Raw genomic sequence first — 21,013 nt, forward strand, 5'->3', positions numbered from 1 at the left:
TGAAAATCAAACAAAAGCGCTAAATCCGGTAATAGCTCTGCCCACGATAAGGGAATTGATCTCTTTAGTACCTTCATAAGAGTAAATAGCTTCCGCGTCCGCAACAAAGCGTGCTACATTGTATTGCAGTAATATGCCGTTGCCTCCCATTACTTCACGGGCACGGCTTACTATATCTCTCGTTCTTAAGGTGCAGAATACTTTGGCCAGTGAAGCATGCTCATCCGTTAACCTCCCTTCGTCCTGTAATTGCGATAAACGGAATACCATTGTTTGCATGGCAGTTAAATTACTCAGCATTTCAACCAGGTGGTTTTGTATCAGCTGAAAAGCTGCTATCGGTTTGCCAAACTGCTTCCGTTGCGTAGTATATGCCAGTGCGTTTTCGTAGGCGCCGCGGGCGCAGCCTACTGCTTCCCAGGCAACTCCGGCTCGTGTCATCCGCAGTACTTCGGCTGTATCCTTAAAACTGTTGGCTTTGGCAAGCCTGTCTGTTTCCGCTACCTGGCAATTGGTCAGCGTAATAAGACCATTCTGTACAATACGTAAAGCCATCTTGTCTTCCATCTTTATAGCCTGGAAGCCGGGATTGTCTTTTTTTACAAGAAAGCCTTTTACATTGTTATCATCTACATCCCTTGCCCATATTATTATTACATCGGCAAATGTGGCGTTGCCTATCCATTTCTTCTGACCATTTAATACCCAGCCTTCCGGTGTTCTTTTGGCTGTGGTTGTTAAGCCGCCGGCGGCTCCTGAGCCAACCTCCGGTTCGGTCAATCCGAATGCGCCAATGCAGGTCATTTGCTGCATGGCAGGCAGCCATTGCTGCTTTTGTTCTTCACTGCCCAGCATATAAATGCTGCCCATGGCTAGTCCGCTTTGCACGCCGAAAAAAGTGGCTATAGACGCATCTATACGCGCCATTTCCATGGCCAGCACCCCTTCCATTATATTGGGTAAACCGGGGCAGCCATATCCCTGGTAAGTAACGCCGCAAATATTAAGAGCCGCCAGCTTCGGAATTAATTCATAGGGAAACTCGGCACGCAGCCAGTATTCATTAACGATAGGTTGCACTTCTGTTTCCAGGAAAGCACGCACCTTTAATTGTAACGCGCGCTGTTCCGGAGTCAGCAGTTCTGCCAGGTCGTAAAAATCTCCGTCTACAGGTGGCGGAACTTTTTTCTTATGCCCGCCGCTACCGCTTAATAGTTTCATCACTCCCTGTAATTGGGTGTCATCGAGCTTGCTGACATTCTGAACTACTGCATTCAAATCAACTTTTGCTGCCAGTTTTTCCAATGCTTCCATATCTATCTGCTGGTATAACTGCAGCCCCTTTCTTATTTTCTGAAATAGATTAGCCATAGTTTAGGTGTATATGAATGATTAATTGTATCAACGAACTACACAAGAATCTCTCCACAATCTTCCGCTATTTCTTTCCTTCTATTCCCTCTCCAAATACGCCTCTCAGCGTATCGGCAATTTCTCCCAGCGTACAGTAATGTTCTACGGCATGTAATACATGCGGCATCAGGTTGGTGTCGTTTACTGCAGCGGTCCGGATCTGTTCAAGGCATTGTACTACCGCCTGCTGGTCGCGGCGGGCGCGTAGTTGCTGCAGGCGTTCTGACTGTACGTTACGTATACTGTCGTCTACTCTGAATACCGGTGTGTCCTGTGTTTCGGGTATCACAAATTTGTTGACGCCAACGATCAGTTTGCTGCCATCTTCTACCTGGCGCTGGTATTCATACGCGCTCCGGGCTATAGCTTCCTGCATGAAGCCTTGCTCTATCGCACTAACGCTTCCCCCCATATTATCAATGGTACGGATAAGCTCCCATGCTTTTTGTTCTACCTCATTAGTCAGGCTTTCCACAAAATAGCTGCCCGCCAGTGGATCTACCGTGTCTGTAACGCCGCTTTCATAACCTACAATCTGCTGTGTCCGCAGCGCAATACGGGCCGCTTCTTCGGTGGGCAGACTCAATGCTTCATCATAACCATTGGTATGTAAGCTTTGCGTGCCCCCCAATACCGCGGCAAGTGTTTGAATGGTTACCCGGCTTATATTATTCAGCGGCTGCTGGGCCGTTAAGGTGCTGCCGCCTGTTTGACTGTGAAAGCGTAACATCATTGCTCTGGGATCCGTGGCGCCCAGGTCTTTCATTATGCGGGCCCACATACGTCTTGCTGCCCGGAATTTGGCTATTTCCTCGAATAAGTGATTATGAGCATTAAAGAAAAAAGAAAGCCTTTGTCCAAATACGTTGATATCCATTCCTTTAGCTATTGCAGCTTCGACATATGCTTTACCGTTGGCCAGTGTAAAAGCCAGCTCTTGCACGGCTGTACTTCCTGCTTCGCGTATATGGTATCCCGAAATGGAGATGGTATTCCATTTTGGAACTTCCGTGCGGCACCAGTCAAAAATGTCTGTGATAATCCGCATCGATGGCCGGGGCGGGTAAATATAGGTGCCACGCGCAGCATATTCCTTAAGGATGTCGTTTTGTATAGTACCTGTAATTTTCTGAAGGTCGGCTCCTTGTTTTTTGGCTAATGCTACATAAAGTGCCAGTAGAATAAAACCGGTGGCATTGATTGTCATTGAGGTACTTACGTCCTGTAGCCGGATGCCATGAAACAGGCGCTCCATATCCTCCAGGCTGTCTATGGCTACACCCACCTTGCCTACCTCACCTTCGGCCAGCTTGTGATCGCTATCGTATCCTATTTGGGTAGGTAGGTCAAAGGCGACGCTTAAGCCCATTACGCCCTGTGATAACAGGTAATGATAACGCTTGTTGCTTTCTTCGGCAGTAGAAAAGCCGGCGTATTGGCGCATCGTCCATAACTTACCACGGTACATATCGGCTTGTATTCCCCTGGTGTAAGGCCATACCCCAGGTAGGGCAGTAGCTGATTGATCCTGCATTCCGGAACGTGAAGCAGGATCAATCGTTAAATCAGAATTGGAAATACTGGTGTATAACTCTTTGATTTCTATACCGCTATCGGTATAAATTTTCTTTTTTTCAGGCACGGCAATCGTATTATGTTGTTAGTTATTTTTTATAGGCTGGAATAGTCCGACACTGGCAAAAACACAGGAATACTTACAAAAGCTGCTTCGCTTCGTAAGATAGTGCCTCGCTTACCACTTCGTGTAAGGAGCCTTTTTTATCGGCCATCAGGTATTCCAGTAATAGCTTATTTAAATCCAGTCCTGTGGCGTTAATGGGTAAAGCGCTGGCGAACTGGTTAATAACAAGTAAATTCTGTTCTTTCAGGTTTTTAACGGCTTTCCATGCCTCTGGACTGACATAAATCTGCTGGCTGATATTGTATTCAAACTCTTCCCTGATATTGCGGGTTAGTATCGCCTGCATGTCGGCAGCGCTGATGCCCGATACATTTACCCTGGTAATAAGATTGGGTAATGCAATTCTGTCTACCAGCACGGTTAGCCTTTCATAGGCTTGAAGTTGTAATTGTTGTCCTCCCTGTACTTTAACCCTTTCCTCCAGTTTAGCCTTTCGCTGCAGGTAAATCAGGTAAGCTAATACTGCGGCAATCATACAGGCTATCAGAACTGTTAACACTACGGTCGTATCTAACATCTAATTCTTTTTTAACAAAAATAGGGAGAATGAAAGGTTTTCCGTAATCCGAAAACGAGGCGGTATAGGCTGTTTCCTATTTCTTCTTAATTTTGCAGATACGGAAAAATTATAGGTATGGAAACTACAATGCAGATCCCTGTGTCTTTTACTGCCGGTGCTGTACAGGAAATCAAAAGTCTGATGCAGGCTGAGGCCGACAACCAATACCTTCGTGTAGGGGTAAAAGGTGGTGGTTGTAGTGGTTTAAGCTATGTACTGGGCTTCGATGAGAAAATGGAAGGTGATGAAGTGTTTGATTTCGAAGGTATTCCTGTAATAATGAATCCTGGCCACCAGATGTATCTCTTCGGAATGCAAATAGACTGGCAGGATGGCTTGAATGCAAGAGGCTTTACTTTTAATAATCCCAATGCTTCCAAAACTTGTGGTTGCGGAACATCATTCTCTGCTTAGAAGACGTTTTTTACAGTATAGTGAAAAAAAGTGACTGATTTTCATTCTCCCGGTCTAAATATTACATCTGGCGTATCTGGGTTTAAGGGGAGCCCCGGTAGCCGTGTTCAAGTGTAGTAGCTGTTTTTGAAAATCTACCTCCACATATCGCTCGTATTCTGCCAGCGATCTTTCTGTGCCCGGTCCGTATTGATATTCCTTTCCATATTTTCCGGTCAATAAATTTCTGACCACTTCAAAAGAGCTTTGATCTTTAAGACGCCATAGCGTGTGATCATCCCAATGGTTATTAACGCCTTTTCTTTCGTATTGATGCCAGATCACCGTTTGATGCGGGTGGAATAAGTCATAGCCATGTGTATATGCCCTTACAGCGATACTGATTTCCTCGCCTATGTAATAAATATCGGGATCGTGTGGCACTTCTGTACAGAAAATTCCGACAGTGAAACAAAAGCCGGCAGAATAGAATCTTGCCGGAATGGGAGCCGATAAATGTTGCCAGTCTGTAAGCCTTTTGGCAATAAATGTCGGTATGCCTGCTGATGTAAAACCTTCAATCTGCATATAGGATGGAGCAACGGGCGTTTCGGTTGAAAACGGAATGTCAGGCTCAAAAGCAGGAGGGTAGCCTGTTAATAGCGGCTTTCTGATCCCGGTGCTTTGTAAGCTGGCAAGCATTAACGTAAGTTTATGGTCCCAGTCTTTGGCGAACCGCATATGCGAGTCGATCTGAAGGGTCAGGTCTTCTCCATTATAGTGTTGTTGTATTAAATTTCTTGCCCAGCATACACCTTTTGAATCAGCGTAAAAGACATCAATTATAGTAAATCTGTTGTCTTTTCTGAATATATCAACGTTGTCGAATTTATCATCAGGATGATATTGACGGCAGATGCAGATGCGCAGCTGCTCAGGAGTGCGTGCGTTTTGCAACATACTGTTGATGGTTGGCAGCAGCTGCGGGTCTCTGTAAGCGGCTATTTGCACGAAAATTAGCATAAAATTGATTTATTCCTTCTTTCTGATTTTTTGACTAATCAGCGAAAAAAAACGACAGGGCTTTCCGGGCAGTTTTAATACGCCTTTCTGAAATAGGAATTGCTTGTCATCGGTATTTAAAAGTCCTTTGCCGGCAAATGTCCATAACTTGATTCCATCACTTTTTACCGGCAGATAAATGATGCCCTTGTACGCTTCTGATCCTATAATAACAGATGCCCCGGTAGAATGCCTGGGCGCCTGTTGTGCGGTTGCTGCTACTGCTTGTGGATAGTCTGCTATATCGAGTTGCAGGACGAAGCTTTTTGAATCTTTTGTGATCTGGTAGCTTTTTATTGTTACAGGAATTTCTGAATTGACTTCGATCTCAATCCCGCCAATTACTGTAAATGAGAGCAGCAGGAACAAGATGACTATTATATTCCCGTTTCTTATAATCCAGCTGGGTGGACGGGAAGAAAGAGGATATTTAATAGAATTATCAGGCATATTTGTTCTTTTTATTAAAATGGGCTAGACTGCCAGTTCAAGTTGATTCCTGACAAGATGATAATAAATGCCTTGTTGGGCGATCAGTGAATTGTGGTTCCCTATTTCTTTTACTTCTCCCTGGTCTAAAACAATGATCTGGTCAGCATTTTTAACTGTGCTGAGCCTATGAGCAATGATGATAACTGTTTTTTCATTAAAGAAACCAGAAAGGTTATTCATGATCGAATTCTCGTTTGTTGCGTCGAGATTACTTGTTGCTTCATCAAAGAAGAGATAGGCTGGATTTTTATAGACTGCCCTGGCTATTAGTATTCGCTGCTTTTGACCTCCGCTTATACCGTTCCCGTCGGCACCGATCCTGGTCAGTTCTTTTGACGGAAGGCCCTCGATAAACGATTCCAGGTTGGCAACTTTCAGTGAATATTTTAACCTGCTATAGTCAGGTTGTTGCTCGCTCAGGTGTATATTATCTGCCACAGTAGAATTAAAAATATACCCATCCTGCATTACTACACCGCAGTTAGCCCGCCATTCCGGTGACCGGATATCCTGTAGATTATGGTCATCTATAAATATGTTGCCGGAAGTAGGAGGGTAGAATTTTAAAAGTAGTTTAAGTAAGGTGGTTTTTCCGCTTCCACTTGTGCCAACAATTGCCGTAGTCTTTCCTTCTGGTATATCAATCGTTATATCTTTCAATATGTAGGGGGATTCAGGTCCTTCGTACTGATAAAAAAGGTTCTTTATGCTGATAACTCCCCGCGGTATTCCGGATTGCTCCCTGGGGAGATGGGCGTCTTCATCCGGTTTCTGATGTATTTCTGTCAACCGTTCTAAACTTAACGAAGCATCTTGTGAAGTTTTTATAAGTTCAATGATCTGGTCCATTGAGCCGTTGGTTTGACCCAGAACATAGGATATGCCAAGCAGGGAACCAACGGTTATCTGCCCGTTGATAACAGCATATATAGCTATACTCGTAATAATAATCGTTTGTATTCTGTTGATGAGACGGTAGCCCGCGTGTTGTTTTTGTTCAAGCGCAAGACTTCGGTTGCATATTTCAAAATAGTCTTTCTGAATTTTAGCCCATTCATTTAATTTCTTTGATTCTCCATAGTTTAGTCTTATTTCTCTCATGCCCAGTATTATATCATAGATCGTCTCAAGATTTGCGCGCCTGTTGTTGAAGTTGATATGGTCTATATGACGACGTTTTTTTTGAAAAAACATAACCCATGCTATACCTACTACACATAAAATAAAATAACAGAAGAAGATCAGCATGTCGTAGTAAAAGAAAAGAATAGAAAATACAAGCAGGTTGATAAAGGAAAATGTAGAATTTAGTAACGTACCTGTAAGAAATCTTTCTATCCTGCCATAGTCGTCCAGCCTTTGTGAAAAGTCTCCCATTTTTTTGCTGTCAAAAAAACTTACCGGCAGAGAGAATAGCTTTCTGATGAAATCAGAAATAATATGAAAGTTGATGCGGGAATTAATGTGCAGCAATAACCAGTCTCTTATAATTTCAAAACAGAAATTACCGGCAAAAAAAAGGGCCTGGGATAAGATGATTAAAAAAATAATAGACCTGTTTTTGCTGGCTACTCCCTCATCCACCATTAATTGTGTCAATACCGGGAAAGACAGGGCAATAAAACTACTGGCAAAAATTCCCAATAGTATCTGTAGGATATACTTCTTGAATGAGAAGATATAGTTTTTTAGAAGGGAATAATACGTTTGAGATAGTGGCTTTTCTTCTTCGCGGTTCAGAAACGCTTCTGTTGGCTCTAGCAACAGAACAAATCCTTTTTCTTCTGTTTTCCAACACCTCGCAAAGTCTTCCTGGTTGATGTAAGTTAAGCCCAGGGCGGGATCGCCTATCAGGTATTTATATGTTTTGCTTCCATCGGATTGCTTCTTTCGTTGTTCTTCTTGTATCTCGTATAATACTACAAAATGGTCGTGGTTCCAATGTAAAATACAAGGAAGTGGGCAGCTGTTATATAATGCCTTCTCCGTGACCTTTACAGCTAAGGAGTTAAATCCTGTTTTTTCTGAAAGGTGTTTTAAGTTTAACAGGCTTATGCCATCCTTTGTAAGAATAACCTGTTCATTTAAAAAGCTAAGCGAGAATTTTTTTCCATAATAGGCTGAAATCATCTTTACACATGCCAGCCCGCAGTCAACTGAATCGTACGCCCTGAAAATCTTATATTTTCGTTTCATTGCTAATGTTGATTCAGTAGTTCTTTAATGTCAGTTTTGTTAAAGAGGTAATTTAGAACCAGCCGTTCCGAAATATTATATCTGTACGAAGGACACGCAATTTCTCCTTCCATCCATTTTAAGGGGCAGTATCCTCCGCAAACAGGAAGCATATTGCAACGAAAGCACTCCTCACGTTCCGTTTCAAGTGTAGAATACCATTTTCGAAGAGGTACATCGTTGTTGAATGTTTCTTCATCAAATAATAAGTTGCCAATTTTGTTTTCCTGCTCTAATAAATGCTTTGTGTAGGCAAAATTATAGCAGGGAAACACATTGCCGAATATGTCCAGGGCTATGTGGTCTTTTAATACTGCCATGCAGGCGTCGTATTTTCTTTCAGGTAATACACTGTCAACTGAAAAGCCAGCTTTTAAGGTGTGTAAGAGAAGGTCTATTTCAACCTGGGCGTATTCTTCCTTGCTAAACCCATTTGAATCTTTGAATTTATTGTTGACATAATTTTCGACGGGCCTGAAGTTGATCTGGATTTTATCGTGCAGTTTGTTTTCGGCCAATAGGTCTATAAAACCAGGGATGTAACTTCCGTTTGTTTTATCAATATTGATGCGGATCCCTATGGGCCTTTCGTATACAGGATAGGTGGGAGATGCGCAAATGCCCAGAATGTTTTTTAATATAATATCAAATGTGCCAAGCTGTCCTTCTTTTGTGAATCTTCTGTTGTCATGAAATTCTTTTGGCCCGTCTATGGTTATTTGAAAATCTATGATTTTTAGCTCATGAAACAGCTCGTTGAAGATGGATGGCTTAAGGCTTAAACCATTTGTAATCATCTTGCTTAAATATGCCACATTAAACTCCTGGCAAATCTTTATGATCTCTTTAGACATAAGTCTTAGATCGCTTAACGACATGAGTGGTTCTCCGCCATGCCAGGTAACAAAAACGAATTTGAATTTTCCTGTTTTAAGCTTGTTGGTGATATAAGTGAAGATTCTTTGTTTTACATCTTGCGGAATATTCTTTTTAGAATGTTGCTGTCCGCAATAGCTGCAACCTAACTGGCAGTTGGCGGAGGTGTGAATAACCATTCCAAGCGTATTAATGTTGTTGGCCTCATTCTCCTGTATGACGAACTGAAATTCTTTTTCATTTTCCGGAACCACCATCGATGACGCTATGAAATAGGCCATTGTGCTTTCGTCAAAATTCTCTAATCTCGAATGTACCAGGTCCTGGTAGGCCGCTTCTTTTATGACAATGTTCTTTCCGCTTCTCGTAGAAAGTATAAGTCTTTTTTTGTCCTCCTGCCCGGCATCTTCATTGATGATGTCTGACGCCGTGATATAATTGGAACACTTGTATTTCATAAGAGCTTATTTTCTTTTAAATAGTTGAAAGCCACCTTTTAAGACAGCTTTCAACTGGTTCAAGCTAACCTACTGGACGTTTGGTTGGAGGCGGTTTAATACTGCCTAAATTGTCGCAACCTGAGCAAGCGGCAACTGCACCACCGCGAACCATCATAGCCTGATTGGCTTCCATAATCTCGATATCAGAAACATTACTCCTGTTGGAGGTTTCAATGATACCAACCAGATTTTTTAATTTTTCGTTTTTCATCTGGAAAATATTGAAGTTTTAAAAGAATTGGCTAAAGTTTATCGTTATTAAGCCATTGTTGAACGGTATCTTTCAGTTATTTGATTCTTGCTTTTTCAGCTTCATTAGCGCTCTCCCTTTCGTTGTCAATTTTTATATAACGATTACCAAAACGATATATGAAATTTATTTCCAGTCGCCTGTTGTCGTAATAATTTCGATAAACCTGTTGTACGTTATTAACGGTATACCAGAATTTAGGAGCAGATGTTTTTAGTATATCCGTTATATACATTCCCAGCTCAAATCTTTTGCTCGCGGGGGCATAACTAAGTCCAAAATCAAGACTTAAACTATTTTCTCTTCTCCGGTAATTATAAATGCCCGGGAGCGTCTCTTGTATATTGAGAGATGCTTTTATTTGTTGTGATTTTCCAAAGTAAATGCTGTTATAGGATGATATGTCTCCTGACCAGCCTGATTCCTCCCTGAAGGATGGGTTTATAGAGCCATATTTCTGGTAAGAAAGATCTATTTGTAAAATACTTTCCAGCCAGTCTGCAGCATTAATATATTTGTATATGTTAATTCCTGATGTGTAGTAATCGAGATAGTTTTCTACATATTGCCTTTGCGAATTCAAAGAGTCTTTGTTTAACAAAACAATCCTGCCAAACCCATTTTCCTTTTTGCTGTAATAAATCTTGAAGTTCCAGTTGTTGTAGAGCGAATACCCGATTTCAACGGAATGACTAAATGCAGGACGTAGAAATGGATTGCCTTCAGCATAAGAGTATTTGTTGATATACCATTTAAAGGGGTCTAGGTAATCAAATTGCGGTCGGTCTATCCGTTTCCCATAACTGAGAAAAATGCTGTTTTGATTTTTGAACTGATAGGAAGAGAAAAAGGTTGGAAATAAGTTGGTGTAATTGTTATTATTGGTCTGAGGGGCTGCGTAAGAGGTTCCCCGGGTTTGGGTGAACTCTGTTCGGAGCCCTAATTTAAAGGAAAAATCCTTGACCTGCTTGCTAATGCTTGCGTAGATGGCCTGGATGCGTTCCTTGTAAACAAAGGTGTTGCTTAGGGAAGAGTCTATATGATAGGTTTCCCCAATCGCGTTGTAAAAACTGCTCCCGGATTTGTTGTTGATGAAGGATGCCTTGATACCTGCCGACCAGCGAAATCCATAAGTAACTCCTTCCTGGTCAATTTTCCCTGTATAAATATTGTTGTTTTGAAATCCTGTAGATTGATAGAATTCTTTTGGACTTACTGCCTGGTAGCTTTGAGCCTGAGAGCTAAAAGGCCTTTTGTTGTCGGAAGTATTACGCAGTAAGGATACTTCAATTCTTGTGTGATTATTGGTGTTGTACGTGCGGTCGAAATATAGGCTCAGGTTGTGCTGGTTGCCCTTTTCTGTGGTAATGCCATCTGTGAAAATTGAGCTATCTTTCTTTTGATTGTCTGATATGAAATCCATCCGGTTTTCCAGGTCTTTCGTTCGTTCATTGCTGATGAAATCTCCTATGTATTGCAGTCCTGCATTGGTTCCTTTTTTTATACTATAGTCGGCTATGATATTGCTACTTAAACAGCTATTGGATTGTTTCCTTGGATTGTAATTGTAGGTGCCTGAGGCAGGATAACTATAGGTGGATTTAGTGATGTTTTTGTAGGGTAAATAATAACCTCCCAAATTCGAGTAAATGTTAAATGATTTTGCCCTGTAATTGAGATAGACTGATTGGTTCAGTCCCGGATAGCTGGTTTGATGAAAATCGGATCTTATTCCGCCTTTTATCCCAGGCTGAATGTTCTTTTTTGTAATAATATTTATAACACCAACATTACCTGCTGCATCATATAATGATGAAGGAATTGGTATTATTTCAATGCTTTTTATCTGCTCTGGAGGAATGGTGTTCAGATAATTCATGAGTTCTTTCCCTGAAAGAAATACTTCTATGTTATTGATGAATACTTTTACCCCGTCCCTTGCCGGCATCGATAAGGATCCGTCTTTAATCATAGTGCCAGGACTTAAAGCAAGAAGGTCTGTTGTTTTTTTCCCCTGGAGATTGATGAGGTTTTCAGGATTGAAAATATAACGGTCTGCATATCTTTCTAGTAACCGGCCATTGCTGGATACAACTACATCTTTTAACTGCCGCACTAGTTGAATGAGCTGCAGGCTTACCGTCGTGTCCTTCTGTAGGTTTATTTCCATTGATTCCTTTTGATAGTTGACCAGGGAGCATTCGAGTGAGTATTGGCCCTTTGAAATATCTTTTATATCGAAAAAACCAAGACTGTCGGTAATCGCTGAATAAGTATTATTCTTGTTGGTTAATATGATAGTGGCATACGAAAGTTTTTTTTGACTTGAATCAGTAATTATTCCGGATACTGACACCTGGCAAATCGCTGGTGTGAGTATAAAAACTGGTAACAATGATATAAGTAGCTTTAACATCAGGAATACTTCTGTATTAATTATTCTATCTGACCTCAAAAGACTCCAGGGTGTACATGTTGCCCGAAGTAACCGGTAATACGCAGTGAACTGATTCTGCGATCCTGAAGAGGTTATTGTCGAGATTCGGAAAAACCAGGCAGGTGCCTCTTTCTGGTTTTACAGTATAGTTTATTTCAGGGAAGAATATTTCTCCGCCTGCTATGTTGTCGTTAAGGAATACTATAATGGTATTGACGCGATTGTCGCCGTCTGAAGCCTTGTGGTGCTGTCTGAATTCTTCTCCGGTCTGGTATCTGATACATACAGGATGCTCTGTGAGTTTTGACTCAGTTGAGGCAATTTGTCTTTGTTTGTCTAGTATTTCTTCTATCTTTTTGTAGGAAATAAGTGCTGCTGTAGAGCTCGTACATACATTTGAATAACCTATCCATTCATTGTCATTCCTGTCTAGTTTGAATACTTTGCTTTTCTCAAATAGCTGTTCCGATTCACAGAAGTTAATAACATCTTCGCATTCTTTTGGGCTGAACAGGTTGGGGATGATGTTGATGCTTTCTTTGTATTCTTTTGCGGCGTTCTGTTCACTGATAATATCTGATTGATAATCTTCGTCACATGTATTCTTGTTGTAGAAATCTATAAATATACCCAGGTAGCTTCTTGTGCCTTCTATTAGTGTTGTGTTCTTTTGGTATACCGAGCAGGCATTTGTTTCATATAAGATCATTTCCTGGTCGTTGTGGTCCAGGATAAGCGAAAAGTTCATGTCTTCCGGTTCCATTAAAAGAAAGTAGGGTGGAACCATTTCTTTTGCCTTGCTTAATGATACTTTGGCTATAAAAGTCGATATGCCAAGTACAAGTAATATCTCCTGAAGATCGGTTGCAGGAATAGTCTTGCTGTCTTTAAATCTTTCAAAGAACAGCTTTCTTATTTTGGTTTTTGAAACTTTAATCCCAAGTTCATGGCAAAGGATTATCACGTTAGCTATGGTAGGCTCACGGAGTGTTTCGCTAAAGTATCTGAACATACTTAGATATAGGTTTAGTTAGCTTAATAGACAGCCTTTCCTGAATCAATCAGGCATACCAGCTTGCATAAAGCCTTCGTCTACATTTTAAACCATTATGTGAATTCGGAGTAACTTGATGGTTACGGACTTGAAAAGCTAATAGTGTGATCCGGTTTAAGCATAGAATATTTTTAAGAAAACGTATAATAATGTTAGCGTCTATTGAGGTGTAATCTGGCTACTGACTATAGTGGACAGATATCTTTAATTCTCTTAAAGCGTTATAAAGGTAAATGAATGGTACTTTATTAAAATATGATAGAAGTCAGGTTTTGGTGATTTTTTTTATAACCGGTAGTTGCTTTTTATTTAGTAATTGATATGAAACGTATTAATAATAGAGGCCGGTTGAATGACCGGCCTCTATTATTAATTTTTATTATCTAATTTCTTTGTCTTTGTGAATGCTGCTGCGAACCTCCTCCACTCGGAAACTGCCGTTGAGGCCGTTGCTGGTACGAAGGCTGCTGAGAGCCACTGGGAGCCTGACGCTGTGGCATCATTTGTTGTGGCGATTGTTGTTGCCGCATGGGCCTGGACTCCATCCGTTGTGGCTGTGATTGTGAGGATGGAGATGCCTGAGGCGATTGTCGTTGTGGTCTCGATGGCATTTGCTGAGGTTGCGACTGCTGTGCGGGTTGCCGCATAGGCCTGGTCGCAGGTCTGCTTGATGGCATCTGTTGCGGCTGCGAAGATGGAGCAGGTATTCGTTGTGGTTGTACAGGCTGCTGTGCTGGCCTGCCCGAAGGCATCTGTTGCGGCTGTGATGGCTGGGCAGGTTGTTGCTGCGACGGTTGCAATGGTTGCTGCGTTGGCCTTGGCCTGCCCGAAGGCATCTGTTGCGGCTGTGATGGCTGGGCAGGTTGTTGTTGCGATGGCTGAACAGGCTGTTGCTGTGTAGGCCTTGGCCTGCTTGAAGGCATCTGTTGCGGTTGCGACGGCTGGGCAGGCTGTTGTTGTGACGGCTGTTGCGGTTGCTGTGTAGGTCTTGGCCTGCCTGATGGCATCTGTTGTGGCTGTGATGACTGACCAGGCTGCGAAGGTTGCAACGGCTGTTGTTGTGTTGGCCTTCCCGGTTGTGCCGGCTGGTTTGTTCCCCGTCCGCCCTGTGGATTCAATGGCTGCGATGTTGGACGCCCGTTGTTATTGCCGGGCTGTACAGCATCACCAGGTTTCACCCTGCCACCTTCTTTTACTACAGGCCTGTATAAATTAATTCTGTTACCATTGCTCGTAGTCATGCCGGGACGATTGGCGTTCTCTATACGCATAGGGGTTACCCTGTGGCCGCTTACGCGCTCTACTTCCGTCCTGTTAGGTCCGCTGATATAGGTAGAGTTGCGGTAACGGCCTGTATTGTTGATAATGGTAGTGTTATTGATGATAGTTGTATTCCGCGACCTGTCAATATAGTAATTGTTTACCTGGTGACTGGTAATATGCTGCCTTGGTACAAACACCCAGTTGTTGGCAGGTATACCTACACTAACGCCTATGTTCATTCCAGGGCCTAATGGCGCCCATCCATAGCAGTCAGCACCATTGCGCCAGCTTACCCAGGCAGGAGCCCACTCGTAACCAGGTACCCACATCCAGCCATAACCCGGAGCTTGGGCCCAGCGGCCATAGTGAAAAGGAGCCCAACCCCAGTTATAATCACTCACCCAGGTCCAGCCATAAGTAGAATATACCCAGTGCCCGCCCGTTTGATATGGTATAAAACCGGGCTGGTTGCTGATCCATACACGACCATAGGAAGGGTAGTCCATCCAGGTGCCATAAGGACTTAACTCATTATAAAAAGTATTGTAATCAACCGCCCCATTATTACCATAGTATTCGTCGGATGACCCCGATGCATAATACGAATTGGAGCAGGAAGCCATAACCGTGATCACGGTTATGCAAGCCATCAGCAGTTGTGCGCCGCGCTTTATATTAAAAGATGTGTCACGCTGTTTCATATCCTGAATTTTAACTGTTTTCGACCGGCGAAAGGCAGGTCTTTATCTACTAATGGTGCAAGCTTGATACCATAAACATACAGATGTTCGCCAAACGTTTGTTAACACACGGCGAACGCCATATTTCCATCGCTGAAACCCGATCTTTGGCTGAAATCAGGTACTATTGCACCGAATTTTAAGAAATCCATATGAATAAGATGATGTCAGATCAGCAGATTTTAGGCATTGATATTGGCGGCTCTCATATTACCGCCGGCTTTATCGATTTAAGCAGCGGCGAAATTATAGATAATAAGGTTATCAGGAAACATGTCGATTGCCATGCGCCCGCAAATGAAATCCTCAACGGCTGGTGCAGCGCGATCAAAGAGTTATGGAATCAGGCTGGTGTCCAACGCGCCAGGTTGGGGTTCGCAATGCCGGGCCCATTCGATTATGAAAACGGCATCTCCCTCATCATCGGCGTCGCCAAATATGAGGCTTTATATAAAATGAATATAAGGGAGGAATTGGCAAACCGCCTTCACATCCCCGCCTCTGACATCCGCTTCCGTAACGATGCAGAAGCTTTCCTGGAAGGTGAATTGTTGTTTGGTGCCGCAAAAGGTTTTAACCATGCTATCGGCATTACGCTGGGAACGGGCCTCGGCACCGCTGTCAGCCACAATGGCGTTACTGTCCACCCTGCGCTCGGCATGCACCCTTATAAAGGCGAATACATCGAAGATTATGTTTCTACAAGAGGATTGATAAGAGCCTACCGCGAAGTATCCGGACAAGATGCGCCTAACGCAAAATTCATCGCCGACCGTTACGATACCGATGAACTGGCCCGTAAAGCCTTCGACTCCTTCAGCAACCACCTGATCTGGTTCCTCGACTTCTTCATCCGTCGCGAACAACCCGAAGTATTAATAGTTGGGGGAAATATTGCAAATTCCTGGCACTTATACAGCGATAAGCTCGAAAAAGCGCTTGCTTCAACAGTAAAGAAAGTACCGGTGATTAAAATGGCTGCCCTGGGCGAACCCGCAGCATTAATAGGCGGCGCAGCATGTTTTGCTGTTAATCACTAAAAACGGAAACCTGCCATGATATAAGGTAAAGTACCTTCCCGGGAAAAGCCTGCCGTAGCCTGTATGATGAACAGCTGTGCGGGAATCAGGTAAAAGCCCCCGCCATAACCATCATGCCACCGGCTGGAACTTTCGCCCGGTAACCATACACGGCCTATATCGTTAAAGCCTATCAAACCTACACTGCCCGGAAATAGGTACGATGCAAAGTCAAATAGCTTCAGCCTTACTTCCAGGTTGTGATAAAGCAGGGTTTTGCCGGTAAACCGCGCAGTATGAAACCCGCGTAATAATTGCGCGCCACCCAGCTGCATCATCTGGAAATAAGCAGGTTTGCCGATGGTGGTGCCTAGCCCCACCCGGTTGGCTAATACCAGCGTAGAATCGCCTATAAGAGGCGTGTAAAAGCTGAAATCGGTCAATAACCTGCCAAAGGTCTTGTGCCCGCCATTCATCTGCCGCATGCCCGTCAATTCGGTCTGCCAGTGCACACCCCGGTAGGGCATTGTGAGATTGTTCCTGGTATCTATATCCCAGCCGCCTGCTATGCCCGCATAAAAGCGATCGGCAAATACCTGCTGCTCAGGATAAGCTGCATTGTAAGCGCCAAGGAAACGATGTGTGTTGTTGGAGAACTTGCTGGTATAGTATTGCGCTGCCAGCCCGGCATTCACCTGTAAATGCTTGCCCAAAGGCCAGTACAATCTTACATCTCCATTGATCAGGTCATAACGGCTGCGGTAATATTCGATCTCCTTATCTTCTGTCCTTGGAAACGATGAGTTGTTGCCTAATCCAAAAAAGTTGCTAAGGTTCTGCGGCCCCCGCGATAGTATGTTTACCCGCAGGTCGTTTTTGCCTATCAGCTTCTTATAATCTGCCGTATACTGTAATAAAAATGCTTTGCGGCCGGTGAAATAGCTGGCCATTAACTGGTGCTGCTGCGCATAAGGAACCTTACGAAACCCCTGTTGTTCATACAACAACTCTGTTCTTACTAATAAGCCCTGGTCAGGGTTGTATTGTGCCATAAACAAAGGCCCCAGCCGGTCAAATACAAAACTGCGTTTATTATAAGCGTTTACAAGACTGTCTTTTTCTGTGCGTATCCTTGCTGCTGACCGGGGTGGTAGCTGGTTGGGCTGATCCGACCGGTCATAAATATAAATTCGCCCGCGTTGTGCTACCTCGTTGCCTACCGAAAAGCTATCCGGCCCGTCGCCGCCAATAAGCCTTACGCGAATAGGGGAGCGGTGATCTCCGCTGATACGGAAGCGATCTGTTCCGTCAAGACCATACAGTCTTATCTCTTTCGTTGTTTTTGGGGTAAATTCTTTTTTATAGATCCGCTGATCCAGGCTGCCATCCTTCTTAACCTTATAAATGCTTACAGTAATATGCCCCTTCTTTTGCTTCTTTATCTCAAAATACTCTTGCTTGTCCGAACCGGGAATATCGGCATACTTCGAAATAAAAGCATAATATTTCATCGCATCTCCCGCCAGTGATTCCCGTCGTGCTATCATTGTTTTTATAACATGCTCGCCATTTAATTTGAAAATGGTATCAGGCATCAGCGATACCGCCTGCCTGATTAAACTATCGGTAAGTGTTGATTGAATAAAAGCAATTTGCTTTTTCCAGTCTTTAGCGTCCAGTTCGTTTAGAAAATAACGATCGAAGAAACGTGCCTGTATATTAAAACCGTTGATATCCCTGATCTTGTCATGATATCCCTGGAACTTCGACATCAGCCATTGGTGCGATACCAGCCAGGGGAATACGCCGGTAGTATTATAATATACCTGGTCGCGGTCTCTGGGAACAGGCGTATAGGTAACGGCTTTTTTATCCTTCCTGCGTTCCCAGCGCCATTGGTCTTCATGACGGTCCCAGTCGCCCAGCAACATATCCAGCAGCCTTGCACGTAATACGATCTCTTGGTCTACCCGCACATCGTTATCTTCTTCCAGCTTACGTTGTGTTTTCTCCGTGTTGTCTGTCCGGTCGGCATCAAGCGGCTCTCTTTCTTCAAAAAGAAATACAGCATTGGCAAAATCAGCCCTGTAGGCGCCAAGCGCACTGTCATCGGGAACATATACAATTTGTGGATTGGCATGTGGTATGCCTAATGCCGCTGCAAGTGGTGGTACCGTAACCGAACTGTAAGGATGGGCTGTTACCACCTGGTCCTGTAAAATATCCTTTACTATCGTAGGGCGCAGCTGCTCCGGCAACCCCCTTTCGGGGTATTTCTGTATCGTACGCAATACCCATTCTTTGCCATTGGCATCCGCCAGCCGCAACGATTTGGTTTGCATGCCACCACCACGTTGCAATATCTTTAACCCGCCCTTTTCCTGCTGCAGGTAAAATACTTTCATCTTTACCGGCGCAGCCCATAGCTTCCGGTAGCTTTCACCAAATAAAAAACGATGTACGCCGGTAACGCTGTCATAACCCGGTGCTATAGCCACAGTAATACTGTCAGGAACAACCCGGGCCTGCTGCCCCGCTGCTTGTAACGATAACAGTAAAACCAGGCTTGTAATAAATCTGGTTAGCCTCATGCACTTGTATTTCAGGTTTCTCTATTGTAGTATAGCGCTGTCCAGTACCTTCACTCTTAAAGCCTTCAAACCGCTAAGCCCCTGTAATTCCTCCAGCTCCACTTTTTCAGTCTCCTGGTGTAATATGCCTGCCTTTTGTAAAGCGTTTATTGCCTCCAGGTAGTCTTCTATTTCCGAATGCCCCGAGTATACTATCGCAATCATTCCGGGCTGCGTTAGCCGTTGTGATGTGTTCTTTACATAAGCCTTGTCTATCCGCTTCTTGGCCATCTGGTAACGGATATTATAACTCCCTTGCACGTCAAATCGCTTCTCATCCGTCCGGAAGCTGATATCTATCGTGTTGCCATGTACAAATATCAATTGTGTCGTTTCCAGCTGTTTGGCCATTTGTGGCAATAATGCCTTTGTTTGCTGGGTTAAATGCGCCATCACTGCCAGTTGCCGGTGCCGCATCTTTTTCAGGTGATCCGGCGCCAGTTGCGCCTGGGGGGCTATAGACGCCCCTACATAAATATCATATTCCACGCCATCTGTCCTGAATTTCTCAAAATAACACGGAAACTGCTTCTGTAACTCCTCATTAAATAAATCAAGTGTTTCTCCTACTGTCCTGTTTATCAATTGCATAGAAGATTCTAACTCCCTTCTCTGCTGAAAGGTAACACCATCATTTTCATCAAGCGCCTGCATATAACGTTCTACAACAGGCGCCGCTTCTGCATGCTCTGCCGCTATCTGCCGTAATATGCCCGGTATTTCACGGTGTAGAAAGTCCTCCGCTTTCATTGCCTGGTAAGGCGACATTTTCCGCTCTATCTTATGTATCCACTCCTTACAAGCCTTTATGATATCTTCATTTACCACACAGCTGGAGTCTTTGTAGGGATGCAATGCCTTCATCGTTTCATTCAGTACCTGCACATGCATCTCCAGGTCTGTCTGTAAAGCCTTGTTGCGCTCTTCCGTAGAGTTGCGGATATCAACTGCCCCATAAAGCGGGTACACATCTTCAAAAACAATAGCCGGTAACGGCGGGTTCTTTTCCCGTTCTTCTTTGCGCAGGTATTGCCATGCCGCTTCGTTGAACTTCCATTGTACCGCCGGTTGTAAAGGCGTGAACTTATCATTGATAACACGCGTAATATCTTCCTGCAGGTCATCGATCGCCTGCTGCAAAAACTGCGATAGCACCGGGGTGGCGCCTTGCAGCAACGATAGCTTCTTTTCATTAATGCCGTTCTCCCGGTCCGAAAAGATCTCCAATACGCCCGTCAGTTTCCCCTGGTGGTATAAAGGCGTAATAACGAAAGACGATATCCCATTGGCCGATAGCATCTTCAATGCAGGCGATAGGCCCTGGTGTAAAGGCGTGATGGAACGGATGAAAAACAGCCGCGGCGATTTAATATAATCTTCCACAAACTGCTGGTACATTTCCTCGCTTAGCCCGTATTTATTTGCCAGGTCAAGCAGTACACTCCGCAAGCCGGTTCCTCTGTGAAACACCAGCTTATTATTGATCCGCAACAAAGGCTGCATGCCAAAACGAATGGTGGGATCTTTTACGATGCTCTTTAACGCCAGTTCTATCGTGGCAAAACGCTCTGCGCTTTTATGGAGGGTATGCTCAAACAGCATTTCCTTTAAAGTGTCTACTGAATGTTCCGGTGTAACGTCTGTTAAAGTAATAACAGAAAATCCTTCAAAATGAAAGCGATCCAGCGGCAACACCTTAGAGATGATCTCCAGCTGTATTTCTTCACTGAAATCTCTGGATATCTGCTCCTGGAAAGCTTCAAAGCTTATTTCCGGAAGTTCCCCGTCCACCTTTATATCAATAAAACGATCGTCGAATTCCAGCTTGTAATAACGTAACAGCCCCGTTTCCTCATCTACGGTACGGTATACCATCTCGTTTTCCCCAACTACCAAACCATATAGCTTCGATAGTATCATCAGGTATACATGCAATTTTTTATCCTTTTCCTTTTCTGCACTGTTTTTTTCAATGAGATTAGGCTTCAGGGTCGGCATACCGCCACACTCTGTACAGGTGAGCTCATAAAAAGCATCGGTGCCATAAAAAATAACCGGCTTCATAGGCGACGATAACGCCCACAGATATTCTTTTTCCGACGAAAGGGTAGGTGTCAGTATCGTATATATCAGCTCCAGTAAAGGAAGATAATTGCTTACCGATGCCTCCTCAACAGGCTGGTCCAGGTCAGGATAGGCCGCAAAAGCGTCCAGTACCTGCCGGTAAACAATTGCTTTATAAGTGCTCTCTTCAGCTATTTTTTGTTGTAAAAAACGGATAAATGGTTGAAACGACAGACTGGCATGTAAAACCTTGGGTTTATCATGCTCTATCGCACTATTTAGATCTATTAATGATGTTTGCATTGCTTTTCTCCTTATTTGCCA

Annotated in this window: 15 protein-coding genes; 2 read left to right on the top strand and 13 right to left on the bottom strand. The window is 43.6% G+C overall.

The genetic code is table 11. From position 1 onward, the window contains the following. Window positions 1-6 precede the first annotated feature (6 nt). The 3 genes from ESB13_RS03285 to ESB13_RS03295 form a co-directional block, all read right to left on the bottom strand. Window positions 7-1,371: an acyl-CoA dehydrogenase family protein gene (locus ESB13_RS03285; protein ID WP_129001597.1), complete on the bottom strand. Its 1,365-nt coding sequence runs from the start codon at window positions 1,369-1,371 to the stop codon at window positions 7-9. 67 nt (window positions 1,372-1,438) lie between these two features. Beyond that, window positions 1,439-3,055, bottom strand: coding sequence for an acyl-CoA mutase large subunit family protein (locus ESB13_RS03290; protein ID WP_129001598.1), 1,617 nt, complete (start codon window positions 3,053-3,055; stop codon window positions 1,439-1,441). A 73-nt stretch (window positions 3,056-3,128) separates the two neighbouring features. Beyond that, window positions 3,129-3,632 carry a DUF7935 family protein gene (locus ESB13_RS03295; RefSeq protein WP_129001599.1) on the bottom strand — a complete coding sequence of 168 codons (504 nt, stop codon included), beginning with the start codon at window positions 3,630-3,632 and terminating at the stop codon, window positions 3,129-3,131. 117 nt (window positions 3,633-3,749) lie between these two features. On the opposite strand from ESB13_RS03295, the gene ESB13_RS03300 reads away from it, so the two are divergent. Beyond that, the gene (locus ESB13_RS03300) at window positions 3,750-4,088 is read left to right on the top strand and encodes a HesB/IscA family protein (protein ID WP_129001600.1); all 339 of its coding nucleotides are present in this window, start codon (window positions 3,750-3,752) and stop codon (window positions 4,086-4,088) included. A 54-nt stretch (window positions 4,089-4,142) separates the two neighbouring features. On the opposite strand, the gene ESB13_RS03305 is transcribed toward ESB13_RS03300, so the two are convergent. The 8 genes from ESB13_RS03305 to ESB13_RS03340 all read right to left on the bottom strand — a co-directional run bounded on the left by ESB13_RS03305 (window position 4,143) and on the right by ESB13_RS03340 (window position 14,937). Beyond that, window positions 4,143-5,090, bottom strand: a complete 948-nt coding sequence (locus ESB13_RS03305; protein WP_129001601.1) for a GlcNAc-transferase family protein — start codon at window positions 5,088-5,090, stop codon at window positions 4,143-4,145. 9 nt (window positions 5,091-5,099) lie between these two features. Next, window positions 5,100-5,579, bottom strand: a complete 480-nt coding sequence (locus ESB13_RS03310) for a hypothetical protein (protein ID WP_129001602.1) — start codon at window positions 5,577-5,579, stop codon at window positions 5,100-5,102. A 24-nt stretch (window positions 5,580-5,603) separates the two neighbouring features. Next, window positions 5,604-7,817 carry a peptidase domain-containing ABC transporter gene (locus tag ESB13_RS03315; RefSeq protein WP_129001603.1) on the bottom strand — a complete coding sequence of 738 codons (2,214 nt, stop codon included), beginning with the start codon at window positions 7,815-7,817 and terminating at the stop codon, window positions 5,604-5,606. A gap of 2 nt (window positions 7,818-7,819) precedes the next feature. Then, window positions 7,820-9,190, bottom strand: coding sequence for a radical SAM protein (locus ESB13_RS03320; RefSeq protein ID WP_129001604.1), 1,371 nt, complete (start codon window positions 9,188-9,190; stop codon window positions 7,820-7,822). Window positions 9,191-9,254: 64 nt separating this feature from the next. Next, window positions 9,255-9,443: a hypothetical protein gene (locus tag ESB13_RS03325; RefSeq protein WP_129001605.1), complete on the bottom strand. Its 189-nt coding sequence runs from the start codon at window positions 9,441-9,443 to the stop codon at window positions 9,255-9,257. A 76-nt stretch (window positions 9,444-9,519) separates the two neighbouring features. After that, window positions 9,520-11,898, bottom strand: a complete 2,379-nt coding sequence (locus tag ESB13_RS03330) for an outer membrane beta-barrel protein (protein WP_129001606.1) — start codon at window positions 11,896-11,898, stop codon at window positions 9,520-9,522. 25 nt (window positions 11,899-11,923) lie between these two features. Next, window positions 11,924-12,931 (bottom strand): prolyl hydroxylase family protein, encoded by a 1,008-nt coding sequence (locus ESB13_RS03335; protein ID WP_129001607.1) that lies wholly within the window; start codon window positions 12,929-12,931, stop codon window positions 11,924-11,926. Between the two features lie 425 nt (window positions 12,932-13,356). Then, on the bottom strand, window positions 13,357-14,937 hold the full coding sequence (locus ESB13_RS03340; protein ID WP_129001608.1) for a DUF6600 domain-containing protein: 1,581 nt from the start codon (window positions 14,935-14,937) through the stop codon (window positions 13,357-13,359). Window positions 14,938-15,128: 191 nt separating this feature from the next. Here ESB13_RS03340 and ESB13_RS03345 point away from each other — a divergent pair, with 191 nt between their 5' ends. After that, complete coding sequence (locus ESB13_RS03345) at window positions 15,129-16,016, top strand: ROK family protein (RefSeq protein WP_129001609.1); 888 nt, start codon at window positions 15,129-15,131, stop codon at window positions 16,014-16,016. Here the strand turns inward: ESB13_RS03345 and ESB13_RS03350 are convergent. Both ESB13_RS03350 and ESB13_RS03355 read right to left on the bottom strand, forming a co-directional pair. After that, complete coding sequence (locus ESB13_RS03350) at window positions 16,013-18,586, bottom strand: BamA/TamA family outer membrane protein (protein WP_129001610.1); 2,574 nt, start codon at window positions 18,584-18,586, stop codon at window positions 16,013-16,015. The two genes, ESB13_RS03345 and ESB13_RS03350, sit on opposite strands and share 4 nt — an antisense overlap. A 21-nt stretch (window positions 18,587-18,607) precedes the next feature. Beyond that, window positions 18,608-20,992, bottom strand: coding sequence for a GAF domain-containing protein (locus ESB13_RS03355; RefSeq protein WP_129001611.1), 2,385 nt, complete (start codon window positions 20,990-20,992; stop codon window positions 18,608-18,610). Window positions 20,993-21,013 lie beyond the last annotated feature (21 nt).

Source organism: Filimonas effusa (assembly GCF_004118675.1).
Classification (GTDB): Bacteria; Bacteroidota; Bacteroidia; order Chitinophagales; family Chitinophagaceae; genus Filimonas; species Filimonas effusa.

Bases quoted from the DNA above. Each gene is read 5' to 3' on its own strand.
- ESB13_RS03310 (WP_129001602.1), bottom strand. From the start codon at position 5,579: ATGCCTGATAATTCTATTAAATATCCTCTTTCTTCCCGTCCACCCAGC.
- ESB13_RS03305 (WP_129001601.1), bottom strand. From the start codon at position 5,090: ATGCTAATTTTCGTGCAAATAGCCGCTTACAGAGACCCGCAGCTGCTG.
- ESB13_RS03285 (WP_129001597.1), bottom strand. From the start codon at position 1,371: ATGGCTAATCTATTTCAGAAAATAAGAAAGGGGCTGCAGTTATACCAG.
- ESB13_RS03350 (WP_129001610.1), bottom strand. From the start codon at position 18,586: ATGAGGCTAACCAGATTTATTACAAGCCTGGTTTTACTGTTATCGTTA.
- ESB13_RS03340 (WP_129001608.1), bottom strand. From the start codon at position 14,937: ATGAAACAGCGTGACACATCTTTTAATATAAAGCGCGGCGCACAACTG.
- ESB13_RS03295 (WP_129001599.1), bottom strand. From the start codon at position 3,632: ATGTTAGATACGACCGTAGTGTTAACAGTTCTGATAGCCTGTATGATT.
- ESB13_RS03330 (WP_129001606.1), bottom strand. From the start codon at position 11,898: ATGTTAAAGCTACTTATATCATTGTTACCAGTTTTTATACTCACACCA.
- ESB13_RS03355 (WP_129001611.1), bottom strand. From the start codon at position 20,992: ATGCAAACATCATTAATAGATCTAAATAGTGCGATAGAGCATGATAAA.
- ESB13_RS03315 (WP_129001603.1), bottom strand. From the start codon at position 7,817: ATGAAACGAAAATATAAGATTTTCAGGGCGTACGATTCAGTTGACTGC.
- ESB13_RS03320 (WP_129001604.1), bottom strand. From the start codon at position 9,190: ATGAAATACAAGTGTTCCAATTATATCACGGCGTCAGACATCATCAAT.
- ESB13_RS03300 (WP_129001600.1), top strand. From the start codon at position 3,750: ATGGAAACTACAATGCAGATCCCTGTGTCTTTTACTGCCGGTGCTGTA.
- ESB13_RS03345 (WP_129001609.1), top strand. From the start codon at position 15,129: ATGAATAAGATGATGTCAGATCAGCAGATTTTAGGCATTGATATTGGC.
- ESB13_RS03325 (WP_129001605.1), bottom strand. From the start codon at position 9,443: ATGAAAAACGAAAAATTAAAAAATCTGGTTGGTATCATTGAAACCTCC.
- ESB13_RS03335 (WP_129001607.1), bottom strand. From the start codon at position 12,931: ATGTTCAGATACTTTAGCGAAACACTCCGTGAGCCTACCATAGCTAAC.